Here is a 21284-nt window from a genome sequence, read left to right on the forward strand (position 1 = left end):
TGGGAACTGTATGCTTCGACGTTAGGCCGCGCGGGGGTCGAGGTCAAAGATGCAGCACTCCAAGAATGGGCGTGTCGCCCGTGTCGCACCCCTCGATCCCGGAGTGCGCGGTTGCAGGACCGCCTCAGCGCTCGAAGTCCTCGGGCTCGACGTCCGCCAGGAATTCGCGGAACTGGAGCACCTCTTTCTCTGCGGTCTCCTCGGTGTCGCCCTCCTCGGCGTCCTCGGCGTCCGCGTCCGCGATCTCGACGCCGGCGACGGCGAGCACCTCGTCGGCACAATAGATCGGGCAGGGTACGCGGAGCGCCACGGCAAGCGCGTCGGAGGCGCGGGAACTCACCGTCACGCCATCACTGAACACCAGCTGTGCGTGGTACACGGTGTCCTCGACGGAAGTGATGCGCACCTCCGTGATCTCCTTCCCGGCGGCCGCCACGACGTCGACCAGGAGGTCGTGGGTCATGGGTCTGGGCGGCACGATGCCCTGCTGTACGAAGGCGATCGCGCTGGCCTCGGGCGCTCCGATCCAGATGGGCAGGTGCCTCTCCCCCGCAGTCTCCCTGAGCAGCACCAACGGCTGGTTCGATGGCAGTTCGATCCGTACGCCTACCACTTCTACTTCGATCACGGGAGAGCCGCCTAACTGTCCATTCGGGCTATGTGGCTGTGCACGAGGGCGCTGTGGAGACCGAGGCAGAGTTCACTGATCTCGCGGGCCGTCTCTGCCGCGCGGGCCTTCGACGCGACATCCTTGCGCGATGCCACCGGCGCGACGACGCGTTCGACGAGTCCGAGCTCGCGGTCGGCGGCCGCACGGAACGGCCGCAGGTGGCGCGGCTCTATGCCATGTCCCTCGAGTTGCACGCACGCCTTGATGATCTTGAGCGCGTGCTCGTCGAACCGGTTGTCGACGGCGGTGATCAGCCCGAAGCTCACGAGGTCGTCGACGAGCCTGCGAGGCGCTCCTGCCTCCGCGGCCAGCGTCTCCGCCGTCAGTCTGCGCGAGTGCGCATTCAGTTCGAGGGACAACTGGTCCGAGACCACGCGCGGGGACAGCGTCATGCCCCCGGGCAGCGAATCGGGTCGCTCACCGCGGTCGATCGCGTCGACGTAGTCCTTGATGACCTTCAGGGGGAGGTACTGGTCGCGCTGCAGCGCCAGGACGAAGCGGAGACGCTCGACGTCGTGCGCTGCGTACTTGCGGTACCCGGCACGCGTGCGCTGCGGCGTGATCAGCCCCTTCTCCTCCAGGAACCGGATCTTGGAAGCCGTGACCTGGGGGAACTCCTCGGTCAACTCGCGCAGGACCTCACCGATGGTGAGGACCCCGGCACCGGGGTGGACCGAAGCGATGCCGGCCGGGCTACGGGCGGGTTGGGAGACAGGCATGAACCGGATTAGGCCTGCGCTGAGGAGTGCTGCGCGGCGTGGCCCGAAGCGGTACGTGCGGCGTAGAAGGTCAACCGGAACTTGCCGATCTGTACCTCGTTGCCATTGCGGAGGGCAACGCTGTCCACGCGGTCGTTGTTGACGTAGGTGCCATTGAGGCTCCGGGTATCGACCACCATGAATCCGTTGGCAGTGCGACGGAACTCGGCGTGCTGCCGGGAGACCGTGACGTCATCGAGGAAGATGTCCGCGTTCGGGTGGCGGCCGGCCTTGGTGACGTCCTCGTCGAGCAGGAAACGCGCACCCGCGTTCGGTCCGGAGTGGGCTATCAGCAGCGCCGATCCCGCAGGCAGGGCAGCGACGGACGCCTGCTCCTCGCGCGTCAGATGCCGTTCCAGCTCCGACGTCGCTGCCTGCGGCGGCATCCCGATCGTCGTTGTCTCAGGAGACGTCATGTTCGGCTCTTCTCCATTCACGGCTGCGTTCACGTTGGGCGTCATCGGTATTCCTCCCCTACTGCGTGGTCCGATCGTCGCCGACCGAACCGCCCCTGCTGCCTTCGCCGGGTAGACCTAGCCTACCTGCTGGGAGTAATCGGCTGAACTCAGGAGGCCCTGCACCACGGAGGGATCGGAGACCTTGATCTCGAGCAGCCAGCCCTCGCCGTACGGATCCGAGTTGATGAGGGAGGGGTCGTCGTCGAGCGCCTCGTTCCGGGCTACGATCTCGCCCGTCACGGGCGCGTAGATGTCACTGACGCTTTTGGTCGATTCGACCTCTCCGATGACATCGGCACCGGTGACGCCGGTCCCTGCCTCGGGCATCTGGACGTAGACGACATCGCCGAGGGCGTCCTGGGCGAAGTCGGTGATACCGACGCGCACGGTACCGTCGATGGCGGGCTCACTGACCCACTCGTGCTCCGCGGTGTAGTACAGGCCATCGGGAATCGTGCTCATGCTTGCCTCTCGGACGCGCGGGGTGCAGAGGCGGCTGGACGTGCCGCCTGGTGCGGGTACTGGTCGAGTATAGGCACAACCGGCAGAGCCGTGACGCACCTCTCAGACGGGAAATATCCCTCATCGGAGGAATCCCTGCGACATGCAAAAAGCCCGCTCCCTCCGGCGTATCGCCGATGGAAACGGGCCCTGCAGTGTCGGGATGACAGGATTTGAACCTGCGACCCCTTGACCCCCAGTCAAGTGCGCTACCAAGCTGCGCCACATCCCGATCAGCCTGTCCAGCAGGCCAAACCACTCGGATAACAATACATCATTCCGGGAGCGGGTCGGCACACCGGGGAGGCGTCAGCGCTTGCGGCTCCGCTTCTCGCGGACGCGCATGCTGACCTCGATGGGCGTGCCCTCGAACCCGAAGGTCTCGCGCAGGCGGCGTGTGATGAAGCGGCGGTAGCCGGGGTCGAGGAAGCCGGTGGTGAAGAGCACGAACTTGGGCGGACGGCTCGAAGCCTGCGTGCCGAAGAGGATTCGGGGCTGCTTGCCTCCGCGCACCGGGTGCGGGTTGGCGGCGACGAGCTCGCCGAGGAACGCGTTGAGGCGTCCCGTGGGGATGCGTCGGTCCCAGGACTCCAGCGCGACGTCGAGGGCCGGCACCAGGCGGTCCTTGTGCCAGCCGGTGAGCGCGGAGATGTTGACACGCGGAGCCCACTCCACGTGCGCCAGGTCCTGCTCGATCTCGCGCTCCAGGTAACGGCGGCGCTCGTCGTCCAGCAGATCCCACTTGTTGAAGGCCAGCACGATCGCGCGGCCCGACTCGATGGCCATGTTCAGGATACGGATGTCCTGCTCACTGAGCACCTCGTCCACGGCGAGGAGCACGACGGCGACTTCCGCCTTCTCCAAAGCCGATTGCGTCCGCAGTGAAGCGTAGAAGTCCGCTCCCTGCTGCATGTGCACGCGGCGACGGATGCCTGCGGTGTCGACGAAGCGCCAGGTGCGCCCGCCGAGTTCGATCATCTCGTCGACCGGGTCGCGGGTGGTGCCCGCGAGCGGATCGACCACGACGCGTTCGGATCCGGCGAGCTTGTTGAGCAACGAGGACTTGCCGACGTTCGGACGACCGATGAGTGCGATCCGGCGCGGACCACCGGATCGCTCGATGCCGCCGTGCTCCGAGAACTCGGGCAGCACCTCGAGGACCCTGTCCAGCATGTCAGCCGTACCGCGTCCGTGCAGGGCGGAGACCGGCCAGGGCTGCCCGAAGCCGAGACCCCACAGCACGGACGCGTCGGCCTCGTTCTGGATGTCGTCGACCTTGTTGGCCACGAGGATCACGGGCTTCTTCTTGCGTCGCAGCATGCGCACCACGGCTTCATCGGTCGCCGTCGCGCCGACCGTCGCGTCCACGACGAGCAGGACGGCATCTGCCATGTCGACAGCGATCTCCGCCTGATCGGCGACGCGTGCGTTGATGCCCTTCGCGTCCTGCTCCCAGCCGCCCGTGTCCACGAGGGTGAAGTTCCGGCCCGTCCACTGGGCGGGGTACGACACCCGGTCGCGCGTCACGCCCGGGGTGTCCTCGACGACGGCCTCGCGGCGTCCGAGGATGCGGTTCACGAGAGTGGACTTGCCGACATTCGGTCGCCCGACGATGGCGAGCACGGGATTGAGCCGGCCCTCCGCGTCGTCGTCGTAGTCCTCGTCCTGCCGGGCGAGAAGCGCAGCGTCCTCGTCGTCGAGCTCGTAGTCCTCGAGGCCCGCGCGCAGGGACGCAGCGCGCTGCTCGGCCTCGGCGTCGTCGAGGTTCTCGAGCAGCTCGCTGACGTGGTCCTCGCCGCTCGGCACGTAGTCCTCGTCGGCTGCGGGACCCTGGTCCGTCGCGTTCGGCGAAAGGTTCTCGCTCATCGTTTGTTCCTTCGGTTGGTGTTCACCGTCTCCCGACGGTGATTCTGGTGGGCTCACGCCCGTAAGTTCAGGGTGGTACTGCGGCTAATGCGCCACGGTGCGCACGATGCCGAGGACGGCGGCTACTGTCTGCTCGAAGTCCAGATCCGAGGAGTCGAGCGTGACGACGCCGTCCGCAGCCTGACGGAAATTGACCACCGTCGAGTCCTTCGCATCGCGATCGATGACCTGTTGCTTCAGCTGCGCCTCCGACTGTGTTCCGCCGAGCTGATCGCCGCGGCGTCGTAACCGGGCTTCCTCGCTCGCCGTCAGCAGGATGCGGACCTCGGCGTCGGGTGCGACGACCGTGGTGATGTCGCGTCCTTCGGCCACGATCCGGTGACCGGCGCCCGCGATCAGCGCACGCTGGCGGCGGATGAGCTCGGCACGGGCGCCCATCGTCGTCGCTACGGCGCTCACCGCCGAGGAGACCCGCGGTTCGCGGATAGCAGCGGTGACGTCGTCGCCCGCGATGGTCACGGACTCGCGGTCGGGGCTCGTGCTGATGAAGAGTTCGATGGACCGGGCCACTGCCTCGACCGCCGCGCTGTCCTGCAGGTCGACCCCCGTGGCGATGCACTGCAGCGTGACCGCCCGGTACATCGCTCCCGTATCGAGGTAGGCCGCCCGGAGGCGTCGCGCAACCTCACGGCTGACGCTCGACTTCCCGGAGCCGGACGGGCCGTCGATGGCGACGACGAGCGACTTGCCGAGGCGGAAACCGGAATGCGGGCTCGACGGCACCGCCTCCCCCGTCGGATCCGTCGCCTCGGACGCCTGCGCGATCTCTGCTGAAATCTGACTCACTGCACTACCTTCCAACCCCGCTGCGTCAGGGACTCCGTCAAATCGTGGCGTTTACCGGGCAGCACGGAGAGCTCCGCAAGGCCCACTTCGCGTCCCGGCGAGTGCTCCAGGCGGAAATCCTCCACATTGATACCGGTGTGTCCAATCTCCGTGAGGAGCTTTGCGATCTGGCCGGGCACGTCGTCGACGAGCACCGTCAGTCGCGCAAACGAGTTCGGCGGCGTCCCGTGCTTGCCCGGCACACGCGCCTGCCCGGCGTTCCCCTCCGACATGAGCTGGGCCATGTCGAGGCGGGCGCCACCGGCCGTCGGGTCCTCGAGGGTGCCGATCAGGCGGTTGAGGTCCTCGCGCACCCCGTACAGGATGTCGACGAGGCGACCGGCGTTGGCCGACAGGATCTGCACCCACAGCCGCGGATCGCTTGCAGCGATGCGCGTGACGTCGCGCAGCCCGTTGCCCGCGAGCGACAGGGCCTGCACCGGGGAATCCTGCAGCCGGCTCGCCACGAGCGACGACACGACCTGCGGCAGGTGCGAGATCAGGGCCACGGCCTCGTCATGCTCCTCGACGGACATGCGCGCGGGCACCGCGCCGAGATCGACCGCGAGTGACTCCGCGCACAGGACTGCTTCCGGGGCGCTGGTGGCATGGGCGCACAGCACCCAGGGAGCACCGGTGAACAGCTCGGCACGGGCAGCAACGGGACCGGACTTCTCGCGGCCCGCCATCGGGTGCGTGCCCACGTAGCGGAACAGCTGCTCAGCAACGTCGGGTGTCGCGGTGAGCTCGGCCAGGATCGCTTCCTTCACACTGCAGATATCGACGACGATGGCCCCCGGATACTTCAGCAGCGCATCCGCGACCACCCGAGCGGTGACGTCCGGCGGCGTCGCGACGACGACGAGTTCCGGGGACAACTCCTCCCCCGGGCCCTGCCCCTCGGCGAGGAGCCGACCCGCGCCGATGTCGCGCGCCACGGCCTCCGTCGACGGCGAGCTGTCGGACAGGACGACGTCGAGCCCGCGGGCCCGCAACCCCAATCCGATGCTCGCGCCCAGCAGCCCCGCCCCCACGACGAGGACGGGCCCGGTGAGGTGCGTTCCCTGATCCGTGCGCGTGATCATCGGCTAGAGGCCCACCGACGCCAGCAGGTGCCCGACCTCCTGGCGTCCGAGCACGCGGATGCTGCCCTGGCGCTGGTCGCCGACGCGGATGGGTCCGAGCTGCGTGCGCACGAGTCGCTCGACGGGGTGGCCCACGGCGTCGAACAGCCTGCGGACCACGCGGTTTCGCCCTGAGTGCAGGATGACCTCGACCAGGATGTGGCCCGGCGTCGAGTCGACCAGCCTGAAGGAATCCACCTTCGCCACGCCGTCCTCGAGCTCGATCCCTTCCTTCATCTGTGCACCGATACCCTGCGCCATGGGTCCGCGGACCTGCACGAGGTAGGTCTTCGGGACTTCGTAGGACGGATGCGTCAGGCGGTTGGTGAGCTCGCCGTCGTTCGTGAGCAGGAGCAGCCCCTCGGTCTCGGCATCGAGCCTGCCGACGTGGAAGAGCCGCTCGTTCTTGTTCTTGTTCTTCAGGAAGTCGCTGATACAGGGGCGGCCCTCGGGATCCTCCATGGTGGAGACGACGCCGCGCGGCTTGTTGAAGACGTAGTACTTGAGGTGCTCATTGAGCTGGAGTCGGATCCCGTCGACGTGGATGGCCACCTGTTCGGGGTCGACACGGACACCGAGTTCGGTCACCACGGTGCCGTCCACCTCGACGCGACCGTCGAGGATCATCTCCTCGCACACGCGGCGGGACGCGACGCCGGCGAGCGCCATCACCTTCTGGAGGCGTACGCCCTCCGGGTTGTGCACGTCGATCTCGTCAGCGGGGCGGCTGGCACGCTTCGGCTGCGCCGCGCGTACCGGTCCGAGGTTCTGCCCGAAGCGCTCCCGCCCGAAAGCCTGTGCCCCGGCCGGCTTCTGGCGTCCGCCGCCGTCCTGCCCGAACGACCGCGTACCGGTTCTGGCGCCCGTACCGGTTCCGGTCCCGGGACGGCCCGGTCTGCCTCCCGCGCGTCCTCCGGCCTTGGCGCCGAAACGGCTCGACGGAGTGCCGGCAGAGGGACGGCCTGCGGCCGAGCGAGCACGGCCGTCGGCCGATTCGCGCCGATCGGAACCGGCCGAGCGGCCTTCCGACGAGCGTCCCGCAGCCGGCCGGCCACGCTCACCACGATCCTGGAACGGACGCCCCTCACTCGGGCGACCGGCACCACGCTCACCACGCTCCTGGAACGGACGCCCCTCGCTCGGCCTGCCCTGTGAGGCACCGCGGGGCGAGGACTTCCCACGGGAGCGCGCAGCGTCGGATGGGCGTCCGGCCGACCCGCCGCGGCGGGGCGTATTGCGTCCGGAACCGGATCCTGGCGGCTGTGTCATGTACAAAGTCCTTCTCGTTGGTCGTGCTCAATACGTCGTTTCGTCATACTCCCCAAGGCTCTCGAGGCCCGGCAGATGGGGAGCTATCCGGGGCAATTCGTCGACGCTGCCCAGTCCCAATCTTTCCAGAAAGACGGTAGTGGTCCCATAGAGGACCGCGCCGGTCTCCGGATCGGTCTCCGTCTCGACAACCAGCCCACGCTGCAGCAGCGTACGGACCACGGAATCGACGTTGACGCCCCGAATTGCAGAAACCCGGGCACGGGACACGGGCTGACGGTATGCGATGACCGCCAAAGTCTCGAGTGCAGCTTGCGAAAGCCGGGCAGATTGGCCATCGAGCACGAAGGCGGCAACGACGGAAGCGAAGTGCTTCCGGGAGAAGATACGCCACCCGCCAGCGATATTTCGCAGTTCGAAACCGCGCGCCGAGGGTGGTTCGGTGCTCTGGGGGCCGAATCCAGTATAGCCGTCGTACTCGCGCTGCAGTTCCACCAGCACCTCGTGGACCCGCGCCGTCGGCCGCTCCAGGACCGCTGCCAGCTGTTCGTCCGTCACGGGCCGCTCCGCCACCATCAGGATCGCTTCGATCGCCCCGCGCAATCCGCCCGGACGCTGTTCGACGGGTATCCCGTCGCCGTCCACGACGGCTTCGGCGTCCTCAGCCAACCCGTGCTCCCTTCTCCTGCGCTTCTGACCCCGCGGTGTCGATCTCATGGCCGCCCTCGGGAGCGCCACCCGTTCCACCGCCGTGCTCCAGCCCGGCGGGCCCCTGGCTGCCGTCGTCCTCGAAGTCGCCGGCGAGTCGATCTGCGGACCATCGATAGTCCTGCGCACTCCAGGTCACCAGCAGTTCGGACAGCGGCGCACCCTGCTCGAAGGTGATTGCGCCATCCCGGAACAACTCCAGCAATGCGAGGAAGCGCACCACCAGGACCATTCGCGTGCCTGCGTCCTCGGTGAGCTGCCGGAAGGACAGCGGCCCCCTCTCCCGCAGGAGAACCTGCAGCACCACCGCTTGGTCCCGCAGGCTGACCGGCGGGGAGTGCAGGTGCTCGATACTGACCTCGCTCGGTTCCTCCCGGCGCGGGGCGAGCACCTTCGCGGCGAGTGCCGCGAACTCCTCCGGAGAATGTCTCCAGATCAGCTCCGGCAGGAGTCGGGTGAACTCCGGCTCCAGGGGCACCATACGAGGATGCCGGGCGTCCTCTTCCTCGAGCCGCCCCGCCAGGTGCCGGGCCATCTCCTTGAACGCCTTGTACTGCAGGAGCCTGGCGAACAGGAGGTCACGTGCCTCGAGCAGTGCGATGTCCTCCTCGTCCTCGACGCTGCCGGCGGGAAGAAGCCGGGCTGCCTTCAGATCGAGGAGGGTTGCCGCGACGACGAGGAACTCGCTCGCTTCATCGAGCTTCCATTCCCCCTCGGCAGCCTGGATACGGCGGATGTGCCCGATGAACTCGTCCGTCACCTGCGCCAGGGCGATCTCGGTGATGTCCAGTTCACGCCGGGAGATGAGGTTCAGTAACAGGTCGAAGGGGCCGCTGAAGTTGGTCAGCTGCACCTCGAAGACCCTCGGGCCGGTGGTGCTGTGCCCGCGGTCGCCGTCGTTCCCGACGCGGCCGGGACCTTCAGCGACCCGGTCGCTCGCGCTCCGGCCCGCCGCAGCTCTGCGGGATGTGGCAGCACGCGACGCGTGGGCCTGCCGACCCTGGTGCGTGGCCGGCACGGGCACCACCTAGTGCTCCCGGGCGAACCGTACGTGCCCGGGCACTAGGGAGCTCCGCCCCTGCTGATCAGTTCCTTGGCGAGCCTGCGGTAGGCGTCCGCTCCCGAGTGGTTCGCGGCGTAGGACGTGATCGGCTCGGCGGCGACGGTCGCGTCAGCGAACTTGATCGTGCGCTTGATCACCGTCTCGAAGACCTTGTCCCCGAACGCCTCCACGAGCCGTGCGATGACCTCGCGGCTGTGCAGCGTCCGCGCGTCGTACATCGTCGCCAGCACGCCGTCGATCTGCAGGCGCGGGTTCAGGCGGTCCTGCACCTTCTCGATGGTCTCGACGAGCAGTGCCACCGCTCGCAGGGCGAAGAATTCGCAGATGAGCGGGATGATCACGCCGTGCGCTGCTGTGAGGGCATTGACCGTCAACAGTCCCAGCGACGGCTGGCAGTCGATGAGGATGACGTCGTAGTCGTCGGACACCTTGCGCAGAGCCCTGTCGAGCACCTGCTCGCGCGCCACCTCGTTGACCAGCTGGACCTCTGCCGCGGACAGGTCGATGTTCGCCGGAAGGAGGTCAATGTTCTCGATCGCCGTGTGCTGGATGGCATCGTGGATGGTCACCTTGCGGTCCATGAGGACGTTGTAGACGGTGACGTCGAGTTCGTGCGGGTTGGTGCCGAGGCCGGCGGAGAGCGCACCCTGCGGGTCGAAGTCCACCAGGAGCACCTTGCGTCCGGCCTCTGCGAGCGCCGCGCCCAGGTTGATGGTCGACGTCGTCTTGCCGACGCCGCCCTTCTGGTTCACCATCGCGATGACGCGTGCCGGCCCGTGCGAGTCGAGGACCCGGGGCTCGGGGAACTCGGTCACAGGGCGGCCTGTCGGGCCCAGTTCCGCGTCCGCTGCGCTGGGCAGAGTGGTGGAACCCTGTTCGCTACTCACGTATTTCTCCACGCTTCCATCAGTATCGGTGCAGGCCGCCGGTCCTCGGATCCGAGCGGCATTCTTCTAGTCCCACGGTACAACGCCTGCGGCGCCGGTCGTGGAGGCCTGCTCCGCCGGGACGCGAGCCTTGATCCTCAACTTGAGGTCGAATGTTGGGCAGGATGGCGGGAACGACGACGGCGACGACCGGGATCTTCCCGGGTCGTCGCCGTCGTTCGTCGTAGGGCGCCTGGCCCCGCCGCAGAGGTGTCAGCGAGCTGACGTTCCCCGCACGGCAGCGTCCGTGGTGACGGCCGATCCTTCCTCGACGTCGTCGTTGTTCTCGAACCGGTGATCCGTGCTCATCGTGGTCTCGTCGAAGGGAAGGCGTCCCTCGAGGACCTCGTCGACACGCGCACGGTCGATCTCCTTGGTCCAGGTACCGACGAGGACCGTGGCGACGGCGTTGCCGGTGAAGTTCGTCAGGGCCCGCGCCTCCGACATGAAGCGGTCGATGCCGACGATGAGGCCGACGCCGTCGACCAGGTCGGGGCGGTGCGACTGCAGCCCGCCGGCGAGGGTCGCGAGGCCTGCTCCCGTGACGCCTGCCGCACCCTTGGACGCGATGATCATGAAGATCAGGAGGGAGATCTGCTCGCCGAGTGCCAGCGGCTTGCCGAGAGCTTCCGCGACGAACAGGGCGGCCATCGTCAGGTAGATCGCCGTGCCGTCCAGGTTGAAGGAGTACCCCGTGGGGACGGTCACGCCGACGACAGGCTTGGAGATGCCCAGGTGCTCCATCTTGGCGATCAGCCGGGGCAGGGCGGCCTCGGACGAGGAGGTGCTGAAGATGAGCAGGTACTCACGGCCGAGGTACTTCATCAGCTTCAGGATGTTGACGCCCGTCACGAGCTTCAGCAGTCCGCCGAGGATGACGACGATGAAGAGGATGCAGGTGATGTAGAACGCGATCATCAGGGTGGCCATGCTGACGATCGCCTGCACGCCGGTCTCTCCGACCACTGCGGCTATGGCACCGAAGGCGCCGATGGGGGCGAGCCACATGATCATGACCAGGATGCGGAAGACGAGTGCCTGGATGTGGCCGATGCCGCGCAGGACGGGCTTCCCGGCCGATCCCATCTTCTGCAGCGCGAAGCCGACGAGCAGTGCCACGAACAGTGTCTGCAGGATGCTGGGACCGGTCAGCGCCGACAGGAGGGTCGTGGGGATGATGCCGAGCAGGAAGCCGATGGTTCCGCCGTCGCCGCCTTCTGCGGCCTCCGGGACCGTGTACGTCGACGACGAGATGTCGAGTCCTTCACCCGGCTGGATGAGGTTGCCGACCACGAGGCCGATCGCGAGCGCGAAGGTCGACATGAGCATGAAGTAGCCGAGTGCGAGACCACCCACCTTGCCGACCGTCGCGGCTTTCGCGATGGAGCCGATACCGAGCACGATGGTGCAGAAGATGATCGGGGCGATCATCATCTTGATGAGGTTGATGAAGCCGGTTCCGAGCGGCTTGAGGGACTTGGCGAACTCGGGTGCTGCGAGGCCGAGGATCGCCCCGAGGACCACGGCGGCGATGACCGCGATGTAGAGGAAGTGGGTCTTGTCGACCCGCTTGCGGGGTTGCGCTGGTCCGCTGTCGGACCGCGATGGCGCCATAGCCATGCTGTTCTCCCTTGATGTCCAGCCGCCCGGAGGCGCCGGCGGGGAAGGTCGTTCTTCGTCCGCGGGGGTCGGTCCAGGAAGCGTACTGTTGAGTGTTTCCCCCTCATCATGGCACCGGGAGTGACCGGGCTCACGATTGAGTTCATACTGGTCGTGGCCCGGCGCGACGGACGTACCGGCAGTCGCACAGGGCCGACGGAACCCGGAAGGAGCAGGATCACGGCGTGAGTCGATGGAGCCTCGCCCGGCAGTTCTTCCTGGCCCAACTCGTGTTCATCCTCGTCCTGTCGACGTCCCTGTCCGTGATCCTGTACGTCGACGCGGCGCGGGGCGTGAACGACGCGGCTGCAGAGCGCATGGTCGCGGTCGCCACGGCCATCGCCCTCGAACCGGCCGTACTCGAAGCGGTCGAGGGTCCCGCCCCCTCCGCGGCACTGCAGCCCTACGCCGTCGAGGTCATGGACAGCCTGGGTGTGGACTTCATCACCATCATGGCCACGGACCGGACGCGGTACACGCACCGCAACCCGGCGCAGATCGGCAAGCCCTACCTCGGATCGGTGTCCGAAGCCCTCGCGGGCCGGACCCAGACGGAGACCTATGCCGGGACGCTCGGTCCGTCGATCCGCTCGATCGTGCCGATCGTCGACGACAGCGGAACCGTGCGGGCGATGGTCGCCGCCGGCATCACCGTCGATCGCGCCGCCATCGCGCGCAACGCACAACTTCCCCTCGTGGCCTTCATCGCCCTGGGCGCCCTGGCGTTGGGAGCCCTCGTCTCCTTCCTGCTCAGCAGGCGCCTGCGCGTCGCGACCCTCGGCATGGGACCAGCGGAGCTCGCCCGCACCTTCGTGTTCTACGACTCGGTCCTCCACTCCGTCCGCGAGGGGCTTCTCCTGACCGACGCGGCGGGGCGGCTCGTCCTCTACAACGACCAGGCGGCCCGCCTCCTCGGACTCGACGGCTCGCAGGAGCCCGTTGCGGCGTCGCGCCTTGCCGTTCCGCCTTCCCTGCGTGACCTCCTGTCGTCGGGACGACGCGCGCGGGACGAAGTGCACCTCACCGACGACCGGGTGCTGGTGGTCAACCAGGAGCCCGCGGTCCCGCCCGCTCCCGCTGGGCGGGGCAACCACGCGCAGGGGGCGCTCGGCACGGTGACGACCCTGCGGGACCACACCGAGATCGAGGCGCTCACCGGCCAGGTCGAGACGATGCGAACCCTGACGGACGCGCTGCGCTCGCAGACCCATGAACACGCCAATCGCCTGCACACCATCGTCTCGTTGGTCGAACTCGGGCGGAACGCCGACGCCCTCGACTTCGCGACGCGGGATCTGCAGCAGTCGCAGCGGCTGACGGACGAGGTGGTGCAGGCCATCGACGAGCCGTTCATCTCCGCGCTGTTGCTCGGCAAGGCCGCGCAGGCGAACGAGCGCGGCATCGAGCTCGTCCCGGACATCGCAGCCGACGCGCAGGCAGGCTCGCTGAACCCGGTGGACCTCGTGACGATCATCGGGAACCTCCTGGACAACGCCTTCGATGAAGCTGCCGGGTCGGAGGAACCGCGCGTGCTCCTCGGTGTGCGCCGGGTGGCGAGCGGGAACACGCCGCCCGAACTGGAGATCGTCGTCGAGGACAGCGGGAACGGCCTGCCCGATTCGGAGAAGGCGAAGGTGTTCGAGTTCGGCTACAGCACGAAGGGGTCCGGCGACATACCAGGCGGCGGCCGCGGCATCGGCCTGGCCCTCGTCCGCCAAGCCGTGCAACGCTTCGCCGGCACCCTGGAGGTGACGGACGCGGACCACGGAGGAGCCCGGTTCACCGTCCGGCTCCCCTACTCGAGCGGTCGCGGAACGACCGGGGCGGTCGACGGCAGCGCTGCGCCCCCTGCCGTCAGCACAGGACTCGGGAGCAGGACGTGAGCGCCATCCGTGTCCTCGTCGTCGAGGACGACCCGGTGGCCGCCGACGCGCACGCCGAATACGTCCGACGGCTGGACGGCTTCGAGCTCGCCGGAGTCGCCCGCAGCGGTGCCGAGCTCGCGGCATTCCTAAACCTCGGGGGTGGAGCGACGGGAAGGTCCGAACCGGCTGTCGACCTCATGCTGCTCGACATGAACCTGCCGGATGCGCATGGACTGGACATCATCCGCCGTGTGCGCGGGCTCGGCCTGCCACTCGACATCATCGCCATCACCGCCGTCAGGGACCTGCACGTGGTGCGCTCGGCCATTTCGTCGGGCATCGTGCAGTACCTGATCAAACCGTTCACCTACTCCGCGTTCAGGGAGAAGCTGGGCGCGTACGAGGAGTTCCGACGGAACATGGTCGGGCAGGCGTCCGCCACCACCCAGGCCGAAGTGGACCAGGCGTTCGCGTCCCTCCGTCCCCTCACGGCTCCCGCGCTGCCCAAGGGCCTGTCGGCCGAGACCCTGCGGGCGGTCTCGCGCTTGCTGAAGGAGCTCCAGGCACCGACATCCGCCGTCGAGGTGTCCGAAGCGCTGGCGATGTCCCGCGTCACAGCCCGGCGCTACCTCGAGTACCTCGCCGACCAGCAGTCGGCCCTGCGCACCCCGCGGTACGGCACCAGGGGGCGGCCCGAGTTCGAATACAGCTGGGCGCGGAGCTCCGAGAACCAGTAGCGGGCGCCGTTCAGTGCTCACTTGTATACACTCGGGCCAGGGTGACCCGCCTTCGGCGAGGAAAGAGCGCTGTTCCGCTGGCCACCACCCATCCTCTGTATACACTGATCTTCGTGATCAGTGCCGACCGGCACAGTCGTCGACGGGGACCGGGAGGGAAAGGCATGCGAGCCAGCGACCGCGCGTACTTCCTCCTCCGCTCCGACATCGTCGAGTGGCGCCTGGCGCCCGGCGAGCTGCTGGGCGAGGTCGAACAGTCGGCCCGGCTCGGCGTGTCGCGGACCCCCCTGCGCGAGGCGCTGTCACGACTGATGGCCGAAGGACTTGCCGCTCCCCACGCGGGGCGCGGGGTGGTCGTCTCGCCGATCTCGCTCGAAGCGGTCACCGACCTGTTCCACGTGCGACTTCCACTCGAATGCGCAGCGGTCCGGCTCGCGGCCGTGCGCGGGAACGAGAGTGCCTTCACCGCCCTCGCCGAGGAATTCGCTGCCGCCGGCCGCCTCATCGAGGGCGACGACGGTGGACAGGACGCGTACTACGCGCTCGTCGCTCGACTTGACCAGGAGATCGACGACGCCGCCCGCAACGCGTACCTCCTTCAGGCACAGAAACCGATCCGCACTCATCTGGCGCGCGTCCGGAGGCTCGCCCGGAACGACCAGGACCGCCTTCTCGCCTCCGCCCGGGAGCATGAGCAGATCGCCCTCGCCCTGGCTGCGTCGAACACCGAGCTCGCCGAAGCCGCCATGCGGGTACACCTGCTCAACAGCCTGCAGCATCTGCTCGCCCCCCACGACGGGCACCGCCCGCCGCCGAACCATCGAGAGGAACACCATGGTTGAACACCATCCCGTCCGCGTGCACCGGAGCGAGGAGAACCTGCCGAGGACCGGCCAGCTCGCCTGGAAGATCGCGGAGGTCGCCAGCGATCCCGTCGAGGTACCGGCCGACGTCATCGACATGGTCGTCAACCGCATCATCGACAACGCGTCGGTGGCCATCGCCTCGCTCAACCGGGCACCCGTCGTCGCTGCCCGGGCCCAGGCCCTGAGCCACCCGGTCTCCGCGCACGGTGCAGGTGCCTCGGTGATCGGCGTCGATTCCCTCGTCTCGGCGGAATGGGCAGCCTGGGCGAACGGGGTCGCTGTTCGTGAGCTCGACTACCACGACACGTTCCTCGCCACGGACTACTCCCACCCCGGCGACAACATCCCTCCGATCCTCGCTGCTGCACAGCACACCGGCGCGTCCGGCAGGGACCTCGTGCGGGCCATCGCGACGGGCTACGAGGTCCAGGTGGATCTCGTCAAGGCCATCTGCCTGCACAAGCACAAGATCGACCATGTTGCCCACCTCGGCCCGTCCGCCGCCGCCGGCATCGGTACCCTGCTCGGTCTGGACCAGAACGTCATCTTCCACGCCGTCGGGCAGGCCCTGCACACGACGACGGCGACCCGGCAGTCCCGCAAGGGCGAGATCTCGACCTGGAAGGCCCACGCCCCCGCTTTCGCGGGGAAGATGGCCGTGGAAGCGGTCGATCGGGCGATGCGCGGACAAACCTCACCCACACCCATCTACGAGGGCGAGGACGGAGTCATCGCCTGGCTCCTCGACGGCCCCGAGGCCACCTACCACGTGCCCTTGCCGGCGAAGGGCGAGCCCAAGCGAGCCATCCTCGACACCTACACGAAGGAGCACTCGGCCGAGTACCAGGCGCAGGCGTGGATCGACCTCGCGCGCCGGCTCAACAGCGCGCACCCCGAGGCCACGAACCCGGACGACGTCGCGTCCATCGTCATCCACACCTCCCACCACACGCACTTCGTCATCGGGTCGGGCGCGAACGATCCCCAGAAGTACGATCCGACAGCTTCGCGCGAAACCCTCGACCACTCGATCCCCTACATCTTCACGGTGGCTCTCCAGGACGGCCGCTGGCACCACGAGGACTCGTATGCCCCGGCGCGGGCGGCCCGCCCGGACACCGTCGCGCTCTGGCGGAAGGTGACCACCGTCGAGGACCCGGAGTGGACGCGCCGCTACCACTCCCTCGATATCGCGGAGAAGGCGTTCGGCGGCAGGGTCGAGATCACCCTCGCGGACGGCTCCGTCATCACCGACGAGATAGCCGTCGCGGATGCCCATCCGCTCGGCGCGCGACCGTTCGCCCGGGCCGACTACGTGGCCAAGCTGCGGATGCTGGCGAAGGGTGTGGTCGACGACGCCGAGCTCGACCGCTTCCTCGGTGCCGTCGAGCGATTGCCGGACCTGCCCGCGGGCTCGCTCGGACAACTGAACATCGTTGCCCGCCCCGGCGTCATCGATGCGGCCGCCGCGCCGCAGGGACTCCTGTAGGGGCGCGCCGTGCTGTATTCGAGCGTCACTCCCGAACAGAAGCGCCGCGACCTTAGGGACGGGCTCGCAGCCGGGCGCATCCAGCAGTTCCCGGGCGCCTTCAATCCCCTGTCCGCCCGACTCATCGGTGACAAGGGTTTTGACGGCGTGTACATCTCCGGTGCGGTGATCGCGGCGGACCTCGGTCTGCCGGACATCGGCCTGACGACCCTGACGGAGGTGGCACACCGTGCCGGACAGATCGCCCGTATGACGGACCTGCCGTGCATCGTCGACGCCGACACCGGGTTCGGCGAGCCCATGAACGTCGCCCGCAGCGTGCAGGAACTCGAGAACGCCGGGCTGGCCGGGTGCCACATCGAGGACCAGTTCAATCCGAAGCGCTGTGGCCACCTCGACGGCAAGAACGTCGTCGACCTCGATACCGCGGCGAAGCGGATACGCGCGGCTGCCGATGCCCGCCGTGATCCGAACTTCCTCATCATGGCCCGCACCGACATCCGGGGTACCGACTCGCTCGAAGCGGCGCAGGAGCGGTCCCGCGCCCTGGTCGACGCGGGTGCGGACGCGATCTTCCCCGAGGCGATGCGGAGCCTGGACGAGTTCCGAGCCATTCGGGACGCCGTCGACGTGCCGATCCTCGCCAACATGACCGAATTCGGCAAGAGCGAGCTCTTCACGGTGGACCAGCTCGAGGCGGTGGGAGTCACCCTGGTGATCTATCCGGTCACCCTCCTGCGCAGCGCGATGGGCGCCGCCGAGCGTACGCTGGACTCGATCAGGGCCCACGGGACGCAGGAACCGGCCGTGGGAGAGATGCAGACGCGCAGCCGGTTGTACGAGTTGGTGGACTACGAGGGGTACAACCGCTTCGACTCCTCCGTCTTCGACTTCGAGGTGCCCGGCGGCCGTCGGCGCGACCACGGGGGTGACCGCTAGGTTCCCCGCGCTCGGACCCCATCCGCAGGACGATCCTCCAGGAGGAACAGCCGTGACAGAACCAGCGATCCACAAGGGCCTGGCGGGAGTCGTGGTGGACTACACCGCCATCTCGAAGGTCAATCCCGCCACCAACTCACTGCTCTACCGGGGGTACCCCGTGCAGGAGCTGGCCGGGCACCGCGACGTCGAGGACGTCGCCTACCTGCTGTGGAACGGAGAGTTGCCCGATGACTCCCAGCGCCGCGGCTTCGATGCCTTCGAGCGCGCGCACCGTGCGCTTCCCGGGCACGTGGTAGCCGCGATCGACCTGCTCCCCGTGACCGCGCATCCCATGGACGTCGCCCGTACCGCCGTCTCCGTGCTCGGTGCGAGCCACCCTCTCGCGGGGGACAACTCGGTCGAGGCGAACATGGAGAAGGCCGCAACGCTGTTCGCCACGTTCCCCGCCGTCGTCGCCTATGACCAGCGACGACGCCGCGGCCAGGCGCTCGTGGAGCCCCGGGACGATCTCGGCTACTCGGCCAACTTCCTGTGGATGACCTTCGGCGAGGAGGCACCGGTCGAGGTGGTCCGGGCCTTCGACATCTCGATGGTCCTGTACGCCGAGCACTCGTTCAACGCGTCGACCTTCACCGCGAGGGTCATCACATCGACCCTCTCCGACCTGCACTCCGCCGTCACCGGCGCGATCGGGGCGCTCAAGGGCGCCCTGCACGGCGGTGCGAACGAGGCCGTGATGCACACCTTCGAGGAAATCGGAATCCGTGAGGACGAGACCTCCGAGGAGGCTGCCGCCCGTGCGAAGGCGTGGATGGAGGACGCACTCGCGTCGAAGAAGAAAGTCATGGGATTCGGCCACCGTGTCTACAAGAACGGCGACTCCCGTGTGCCGACCATGAAGTCCGCACTCGACGCCATGATCGAGTACTACGGGCGCAGCGAGATTCTCGGCCTGTACTCAGGGCTGGAGACCGCCATGGACGAGGCGAAGGGCATCAAGCCGAACCTCGACTACCCTGCCGGTCCTACCTACCACCTCATGGGATTCGATACGGAGATGTTCACACCGCTGTTCATCGCCGCGCGGATCACAGGCTGGACGGCGCACATCATGGAGCAGGTGGCGTCGAACTCGCTCATCAGGCCGCTCAGCCTCTACAACGGTCCGGACGAACGGCACGTCGGCGACTGAGGCCGAAGCGGCTGCCGTGCCTCGTCGTGTCGCCCCGTGCCGTCAGCGCAGGACGGCGCTCGCGACACCCTCGTTGTCCCGCTCCATCACGATGTGCGCGTCGACTGGTCGACCGTCCAGCAGCGTCGGTATCCAGTAGGGGGCGTCCCTCCACATGGCATCCCAGGGGATCGACCCGACACCGTACCAGCGCGGTTCGATCTCCTCGCTCGCCGTGGGATCCGCGGAACCCGCGTCGGCCGTGAAGAGGAACGCCGTCATGTTCCAGGTCGGCTGATCAGGGAAGGACCAGCTGATACGGCCGGCGTGGTGCAGTGCGTCCGGAGCGAGTTCGATCCCGCTCTCCTCCGCGACCTCGCGCACTGCTGCTTCGACCGCTGACTCCCGTCCGTCGATCTTCCCGCCCAGTGCTACGACCCTGCCGGTTCCGAAACCCGTCCTCTTCAGCCCCAGGAGCACGCTCCTCTCCGGCTCCTCGTCGACGCGTTTCCTGCTGCTGAAAAGGAAGCACAGGACCACGCACCGGTATGCGGTGCCATCGATGGTCATCCACTCCCCCGGCCGCTCCGGATTCGGCTCCGGATTCGGCTCCGGATTCGGCTCGGGCGCAGGCTCGAAAGCGCCGGGCTCCAAGGACACGTCAGGCACGCGCCCTCGGGTGAGCCGCCGCATACACTTCCCGCAGCGTGTCCGCCGTGACGAGCGTGTAGACCTGTGTGGTCGTGACGGACGCATGCCCGAGCAGTTCCTGCACCACCCGCACGTCGGCACCGCCTTCGAGCAGGTGCGTCGCGAAGGAGTGCCGGAGCGTGTGCGGAGAAACCTCCCGCGCCACACCCGCCCGCTCCGTCGCCGTCTTCAGGATGGTCCACGCGCTCTGTCGGCTGAGGCGTCCCCCGCGCATGTTGAGGAAGAGGGCCGGACCGCCCTTGCCTTTCGACGCGAGCGCCGGGCGGCCCTGCACGAGGTACGCATCCACAGCCCGCGCCGCGAAGGATCCCACCGGGACGAGCCGCTCCTTCGATCCCTTCCCGGTGAGGCGGACGACAGCGGGACCGTCGGGATCACCGCCTGCGATGTCGTCGACGTCGAGACCGACGGCTTCGCTGATCCTGGCTCCGGTGGAGTAGAGGAACTCCAGCAGCGCACGGTCACGCAGTCCCGACGGCGTTGCGGTGTCCACCGATTCGAGGATTCGCACCACCTCGGGAACCGGGATCGCCTTCGGCAGGCGCCGGCCGGCCATGGGCGGATGCACATCCCGGGCCGGGTCGCCCTCCGTGAGGCCCTCGAGTGCCCAGAAGCGATGGAGACCACGGACGGCCACCACAGTTCGTGCGGCGGACCGGGGACTCAGGGCAGAGGAGCCGTCGTCTCCCGACACGACGGCCTGCGCGAAGGCCGACACGTCATGGCGGGAGATCTGAGCGGGTTCCTCCACACCGCGCGCCGCGAGGAATGCTCCGTATCGTCGCAGGTCGCGCCGATAGGCCGCGAGCGTGTTCACCGACAGCCCCCGTTCGACGGACATGTGCTGCAGGTAGTCACGCAGGAGGACGGCCAGGGGTCCGTCCTCCTGCGTGCGCGCCGGATCCGGCAAGACGATCAGTCCTCGAGTACGGCGCCGTGCGGCCAGGACGAATGCTGGCTGGGGTGCTCGGGCCACGGTGTCATGGCCGGACGGAGGTCCACAAACCCGTTCTCGCGGGCCACGCGTGCGGCAAGGATCGCCGCGACCGCCGACGGACTGTGGATGCGTCCTTCGAGCACTGCGTCCACGGCGGCGTCGAGGTCCACCCACTTCAGCTCGATCTCCGCCTCCTCGTGCGTCCGCGTGTGCCGGTCCGCCTCCGGAACCTGACCGACTCCCCGCGCGAGGTACACGCGCAGTGCCTCCGAGGATGAACCGGGAGACAGGAAGAGATCCACGAGGACGTGCCAGTGGCGTGCCGTCAGGTCCGCTTCCTCGGCGAGCTCGCGCGCAGCGGCATCGACGAAGTCCTCACCCTCCTCGTCGAGCAGGCCGGCCGGGATCTCCCACAGCGCCATCCGTACCGGATGACGGTACTGCCGTAGCAACAGGACCTGTCCGTCGTCGTTCAGCACCAGAACCGCCACGGCCCCCGGATGCTGGATGAAGTCGCGAGTGATGGCCTCGCCATCATCCGTCAGGACGAACTGCTCGCTGACGACATCCCACACCCGACCCTCGTAGACCGTGGTGGTCCCGAGGAGCCGTCGTGGGCTCTGCTCATCACCGAAGGCGGCGGTGTGGGGGGCGGAGGTGTCGTGCCCGGACAGCTCCA

21 protein-coding genes and 1 tRNA gene are annotated in these 21284 nt (G+C 68.0%); 6 read left to right on the top strand and 16 right to left on the bottom strand.

The window, feature by feature from the left end:
• Positions 1 to 124: 124 nt before the first annotated feature.
• From CXQ96_RS07985 to CXQ96_RS08045, 13 genes are all read right to left on the bottom strand, one after another.
• The gene (locus CXQ96_RS07985; RefSeq protein ID WP_104117499.1) at positions 125 to 628 is read right to left on the bottom strand and encodes a bifunctional nuclease family protein; all 504 of its coding nucleotides are present in this window, start codon (positions 626 to 628) and stop codon (positions 125 to 127) included.
• 11 nt (positions 629 to 639) lie between these two features.
• Entirely contained in the window at positions 640 to 1389 is a 750-nt protein-coding gene (locus CXQ96_RS07990) for a MerR family transcriptional regulator (protein WP_104117500.1), read from the bottom strand.
• An 8-nt stretch (positions 1390 to 1397) separates the two neighbouring features.
• Entirely contained in the window at positions 1398 to 1889 is a 492-nt protein-coding gene (locus CXQ96_RS07995; protein ID WP_104117501.1) for an FHA domain-containing protein, read from the bottom strand.
• A gap of 72 nt (positions 1890 to 1961) precedes the next feature.
• Positions 1962 to 2348, bottom strand: coding sequence for a glycine cleavage system protein GcvH (gene gcvH / locus CXQ96_RS08000; protein WP_104117502.1), 387 nt, complete (start codon positions 2346 to 2348; stop codon positions 1962 to 1964).
• A 197-nt stretch (positions 2349 to 2545) separates the two neighbouring features.
• Positions 2546 to 2619 (bottom strand) — tRNA-Pro (locus CXQ96_RS08005).
• Positions 2620 to 2696: 77 nt separating this feature from the next.
• Complete coding sequence (gene der, locus CXQ96_RS08010; RefSeq protein ID WP_104117503.1) at positions 2697 to 4253, bottom strand: ribosome biogenesis GTPase Der; 1557 nt, start codon at positions 4251 to 4253, stop codon at positions 2697 to 2699.
• An 84-nt stretch (positions 4254 to 4337) separates the two neighbouring features.
• Positions 4338 to 5036 carry a (d)CMP kinase gene (gene cmk / locus CXQ96_RS08015; RefSeq protein WP_104117549.1) on the bottom strand — a complete coding sequence of 233 codons (699 nt, stop codon included), beginning with the start codon at positions 5034 to 5036 and terminating at the stop codon, positions 4338 to 4340.
• A 59-nt stretch (positions 5037 to 5095) separates the two neighbouring features.
• Entirely contained in the window at positions 5096 to 6223 is a 1128-nt protein-coding gene (locus CXQ96_RS08020) for a prephenate dehydrogenase (protein WP_104117504.1), read from the bottom strand.
• A gap of 3 nt (positions 6224 to 6226) precedes the next feature.
• Complete coding sequence (locus tag CXQ96_RS08025; protein ID WP_104117505.1) at positions 6227 to 7531, bottom strand: pseudouridine synthase; 1305 nt, start codon at positions 7529 to 7531, stop codon at positions 6227 to 6229.
• A 27-nt stretch (positions 7532 to 7558) separates the two neighbouring features.
• Complete coding sequence (scpB, locus tag CXQ96_RS08030) at positions 7559 to 8200, bottom strand: SMC-Scp complex subunit ScpB (protein WP_258058947.1); 642 nt, start codon at positions 8198 to 8200, stop codon at positions 7559 to 7561.
• Positions 8193 to 9092: a ScpA family protein gene (locus tag CXQ96_RS08035; protein WP_258058959.1), complete on the bottom strand. Its 900-nt coding sequence runs from the start codon at positions 9090 to 9092 to the stop codon at positions 8193 to 8195. Before CXQ96_RS08035 ends, scpB begins: the two co-directional genes overlap by 8 nt.
• A 209-nt stretch (positions 9093 to 9301) precedes the next feature.
• Positions 9302 to 10189 carry a ParA family protein gene (locus CXQ96_RS08040; RefSeq protein WP_104117552.1) on the bottom strand — a complete coding sequence of 296 codons (888 nt, stop codon included), beginning with the start codon at positions 10187 to 10189 and terminating at the stop codon, positions 9302 to 9304.
• 252 nt (positions 10190 to 10441) lie between these two features.
• Complete coding sequence (locus CXQ96_RS08045; RefSeq protein WP_104117506.1) at positions 10442 to 11842, bottom strand: cation:dicarboxylase symporter family transporter; 1401 nt, start codon at positions 11840 to 11842, stop codon at positions 10442 to 10444.
• A 230-nt stretch (positions 11843 to 12072) separates the two neighbouring features.
• Here CXQ96_RS08045 and CXQ96_RS08050 point away from each other — a divergent pair, with 230 nt between their 5' ends.
• From CXQ96_RS08050 to CXQ96_RS08075, 6 genes are all read left to right on the top strand, one after another.
• Complete coding sequence (locus tag CXQ96_RS08050; RefSeq protein ID WP_104117507.1) at positions 12073 to 13770, top strand: sensor histidine kinase; 1698 nt, start codon at positions 12073 to 12075, stop codon at positions 13768 to 13770.
• Positions 13767 to 14489, top strand: coding sequence for a response regulator (locus CXQ96_RS08055; RefSeq protein ID WP_104117508.1), 723 nt, complete (start codon positions 13767 to 13769; stop codon positions 14487 to 14489). The genes CXQ96_RS08050 and CXQ96_RS08055 overlap by 4 nt, the downstream gene beginning before the upstream one ends.
• A 164-nt stretch (positions 14490 to 14653) precedes the next feature.
• Positions 14654 to 15331 carry a GntR family transcriptional regulator gene (locus tag CXQ96_RS08060; protein WP_104117509.1) on the top strand — a complete coding sequence of 226 codons (678 nt, stop codon included), beginning with the start codon at positions 14654 to 14656 and terminating at the stop codon, positions 15329 to 15331.
• Positions 15324 to 16844 carry an MmgE/PrpD family protein gene (locus CXQ96_RS08065; RefSeq protein ID WP_104117510.1) on the top strand — a complete coding sequence of 507 codons (1521 nt, stop codon included), beginning with the start codon at positions 15324 to 15326 and terminating at the stop codon, positions 16842 to 16844. The genes CXQ96_RS08060 and CXQ96_RS08065 overlap by 8 nt, the downstream gene beginning before the upstream one ends.
• Positions 16845 to 16853: 9 nt before the next feature.
• A complete protein-coding gene (prpB, locus tag CXQ96_RS08070; RefSeq protein WP_104117511.1) occupies positions 16854 to 17783 on the top strand; it encodes a methylisocitrate lyase in 930 nt (309 codons plus the stop codon).
• A gap of 52 nt (positions 17784 to 17835) precedes the next feature.
• Positions 17836 to 18978, top strand: a complete 1143-nt coding sequence (locus CXQ96_RS08075) for a bifunctional 2-methylcitrate synthase/citrate synthase (RefSeq protein ID WP_104117512.1) — start codon at positions 17836 to 17838, stop codon at positions 18976 to 18978.
• A 42-nt stretch (positions 18979 to 19020) separates the two neighbouring features.
• Here CXQ96_RS08075 and CXQ96_RS08080 read toward each other — a convergent pair whose 3' ends face one another.
• Genes CXQ96_RS08080 through CXQ96_RS08090 form a run of 3 tightly spaced genes read right to left on the bottom strand, consistent with a single transcriptional unit; the run spans position 19021 to position 21279 of the window.
• A complete protein-coding gene (locus tag CXQ96_RS08080; RefSeq protein ID WP_219816109.1) occupies positions 19021 to 19617 on the bottom strand; it encodes an 8-oxo-dGTP diphosphatase in 597 nt (198 codons plus the stop codon).
• Between the two features lies 1 nt (position 19618).
• Positions 19619 to 20578, bottom strand: coding sequence for a site-specific tyrosine recombinase XerD (gene xerD / locus CXQ96_RS08085; protein WP_258058948.1), 960 nt, complete (start codon positions 20576 to 20578; stop codon positions 19619 to 19621).
• Between the two features lie 5 nt (positions 20579 to 20583).
• A complete protein-coding gene (locus CXQ96_RS08090; protein WP_104117554.1) occupies positions 20584 to 21279 on the bottom strand; it encodes an NUDIX hydrolase in 696 nt (231 codons plus the stop codon).
• Between the last annotated feature and the right edge of the window lie 5 nt (positions 21280 to 21284).

The organism is Arthrobacter sp. B1805 (assembly GCF_002929745.1).
Lineage (GTDB): Bacteria > Actinomycetota > Actinomycetes > Actinomycetales > Micrococcaceae > Arthrobacter_D.

Bases quoted from the DNA above. Each gene is read 5' to 3' on its own strand.
- CXQ96_RS07990 (WP_104117500.1), bottom strand. From the start codon at position 1,389: ATGCCTGTCTCCCAACCCGCCCGTAGCCCGGCCGGCATCGCTTCGGTC.
- CXQ96_RS07995 (WP_104117501.1), bottom strand. From the start codon at position 1,889: ATGACGCCCAACGTGAACGCAGCCGTGAATGGAGAAGAGCCGAACATG.
- gcvH (WP_104117502.1), bottom strand. From the start codon at position 2,348: ATGAGCACGATTCCCGATGGCCTGTACTACACCGCGGAGCACGAGTGG.
- der (WP_104117503.1), bottom strand. From the start codon at position 4,253: ATGAGCGAGAACCTTTCGCCGAACGCGACGGACCAGGGTCCCGCAGCC.
- CXQ96_RS08020 (WP_104117504.1), bottom strand. From the start codon at position 6,223: ATGATCACGCGCACGGATCAGGGAACGCACCTCACCGGGCCCGTCCTC.
- CXQ96_RS08025 (WP_104117505.1), bottom strand. From the start codon at position 7,531: ATGACACAGCCGCCAGGATCCGGTTCCGGACGCAATACGCCCCGCCGC.
- CXQ96_RS08045 (WP_104117506.1), bottom strand. From the start codon at position 11,842: ATGGCGCCATCGCGGTCCGACAGCGGACCAGCGCAACCCCGCAAGCGG.
- CXQ96_RS08060 (WP_104117509.1), top strand. From the start codon at position 14,654: ATGCGAGCCAGCGACCGCGCGTACTTCCTCCTCCGCTCCGACATCGTC.
- CXQ96_RS08065 (WP_104117510.1), top strand. From the start codon at position 15,324: ATGGTTGAACACCATCCCGTCCGCGTGCACCGGAGCGAGGAGAACCTG.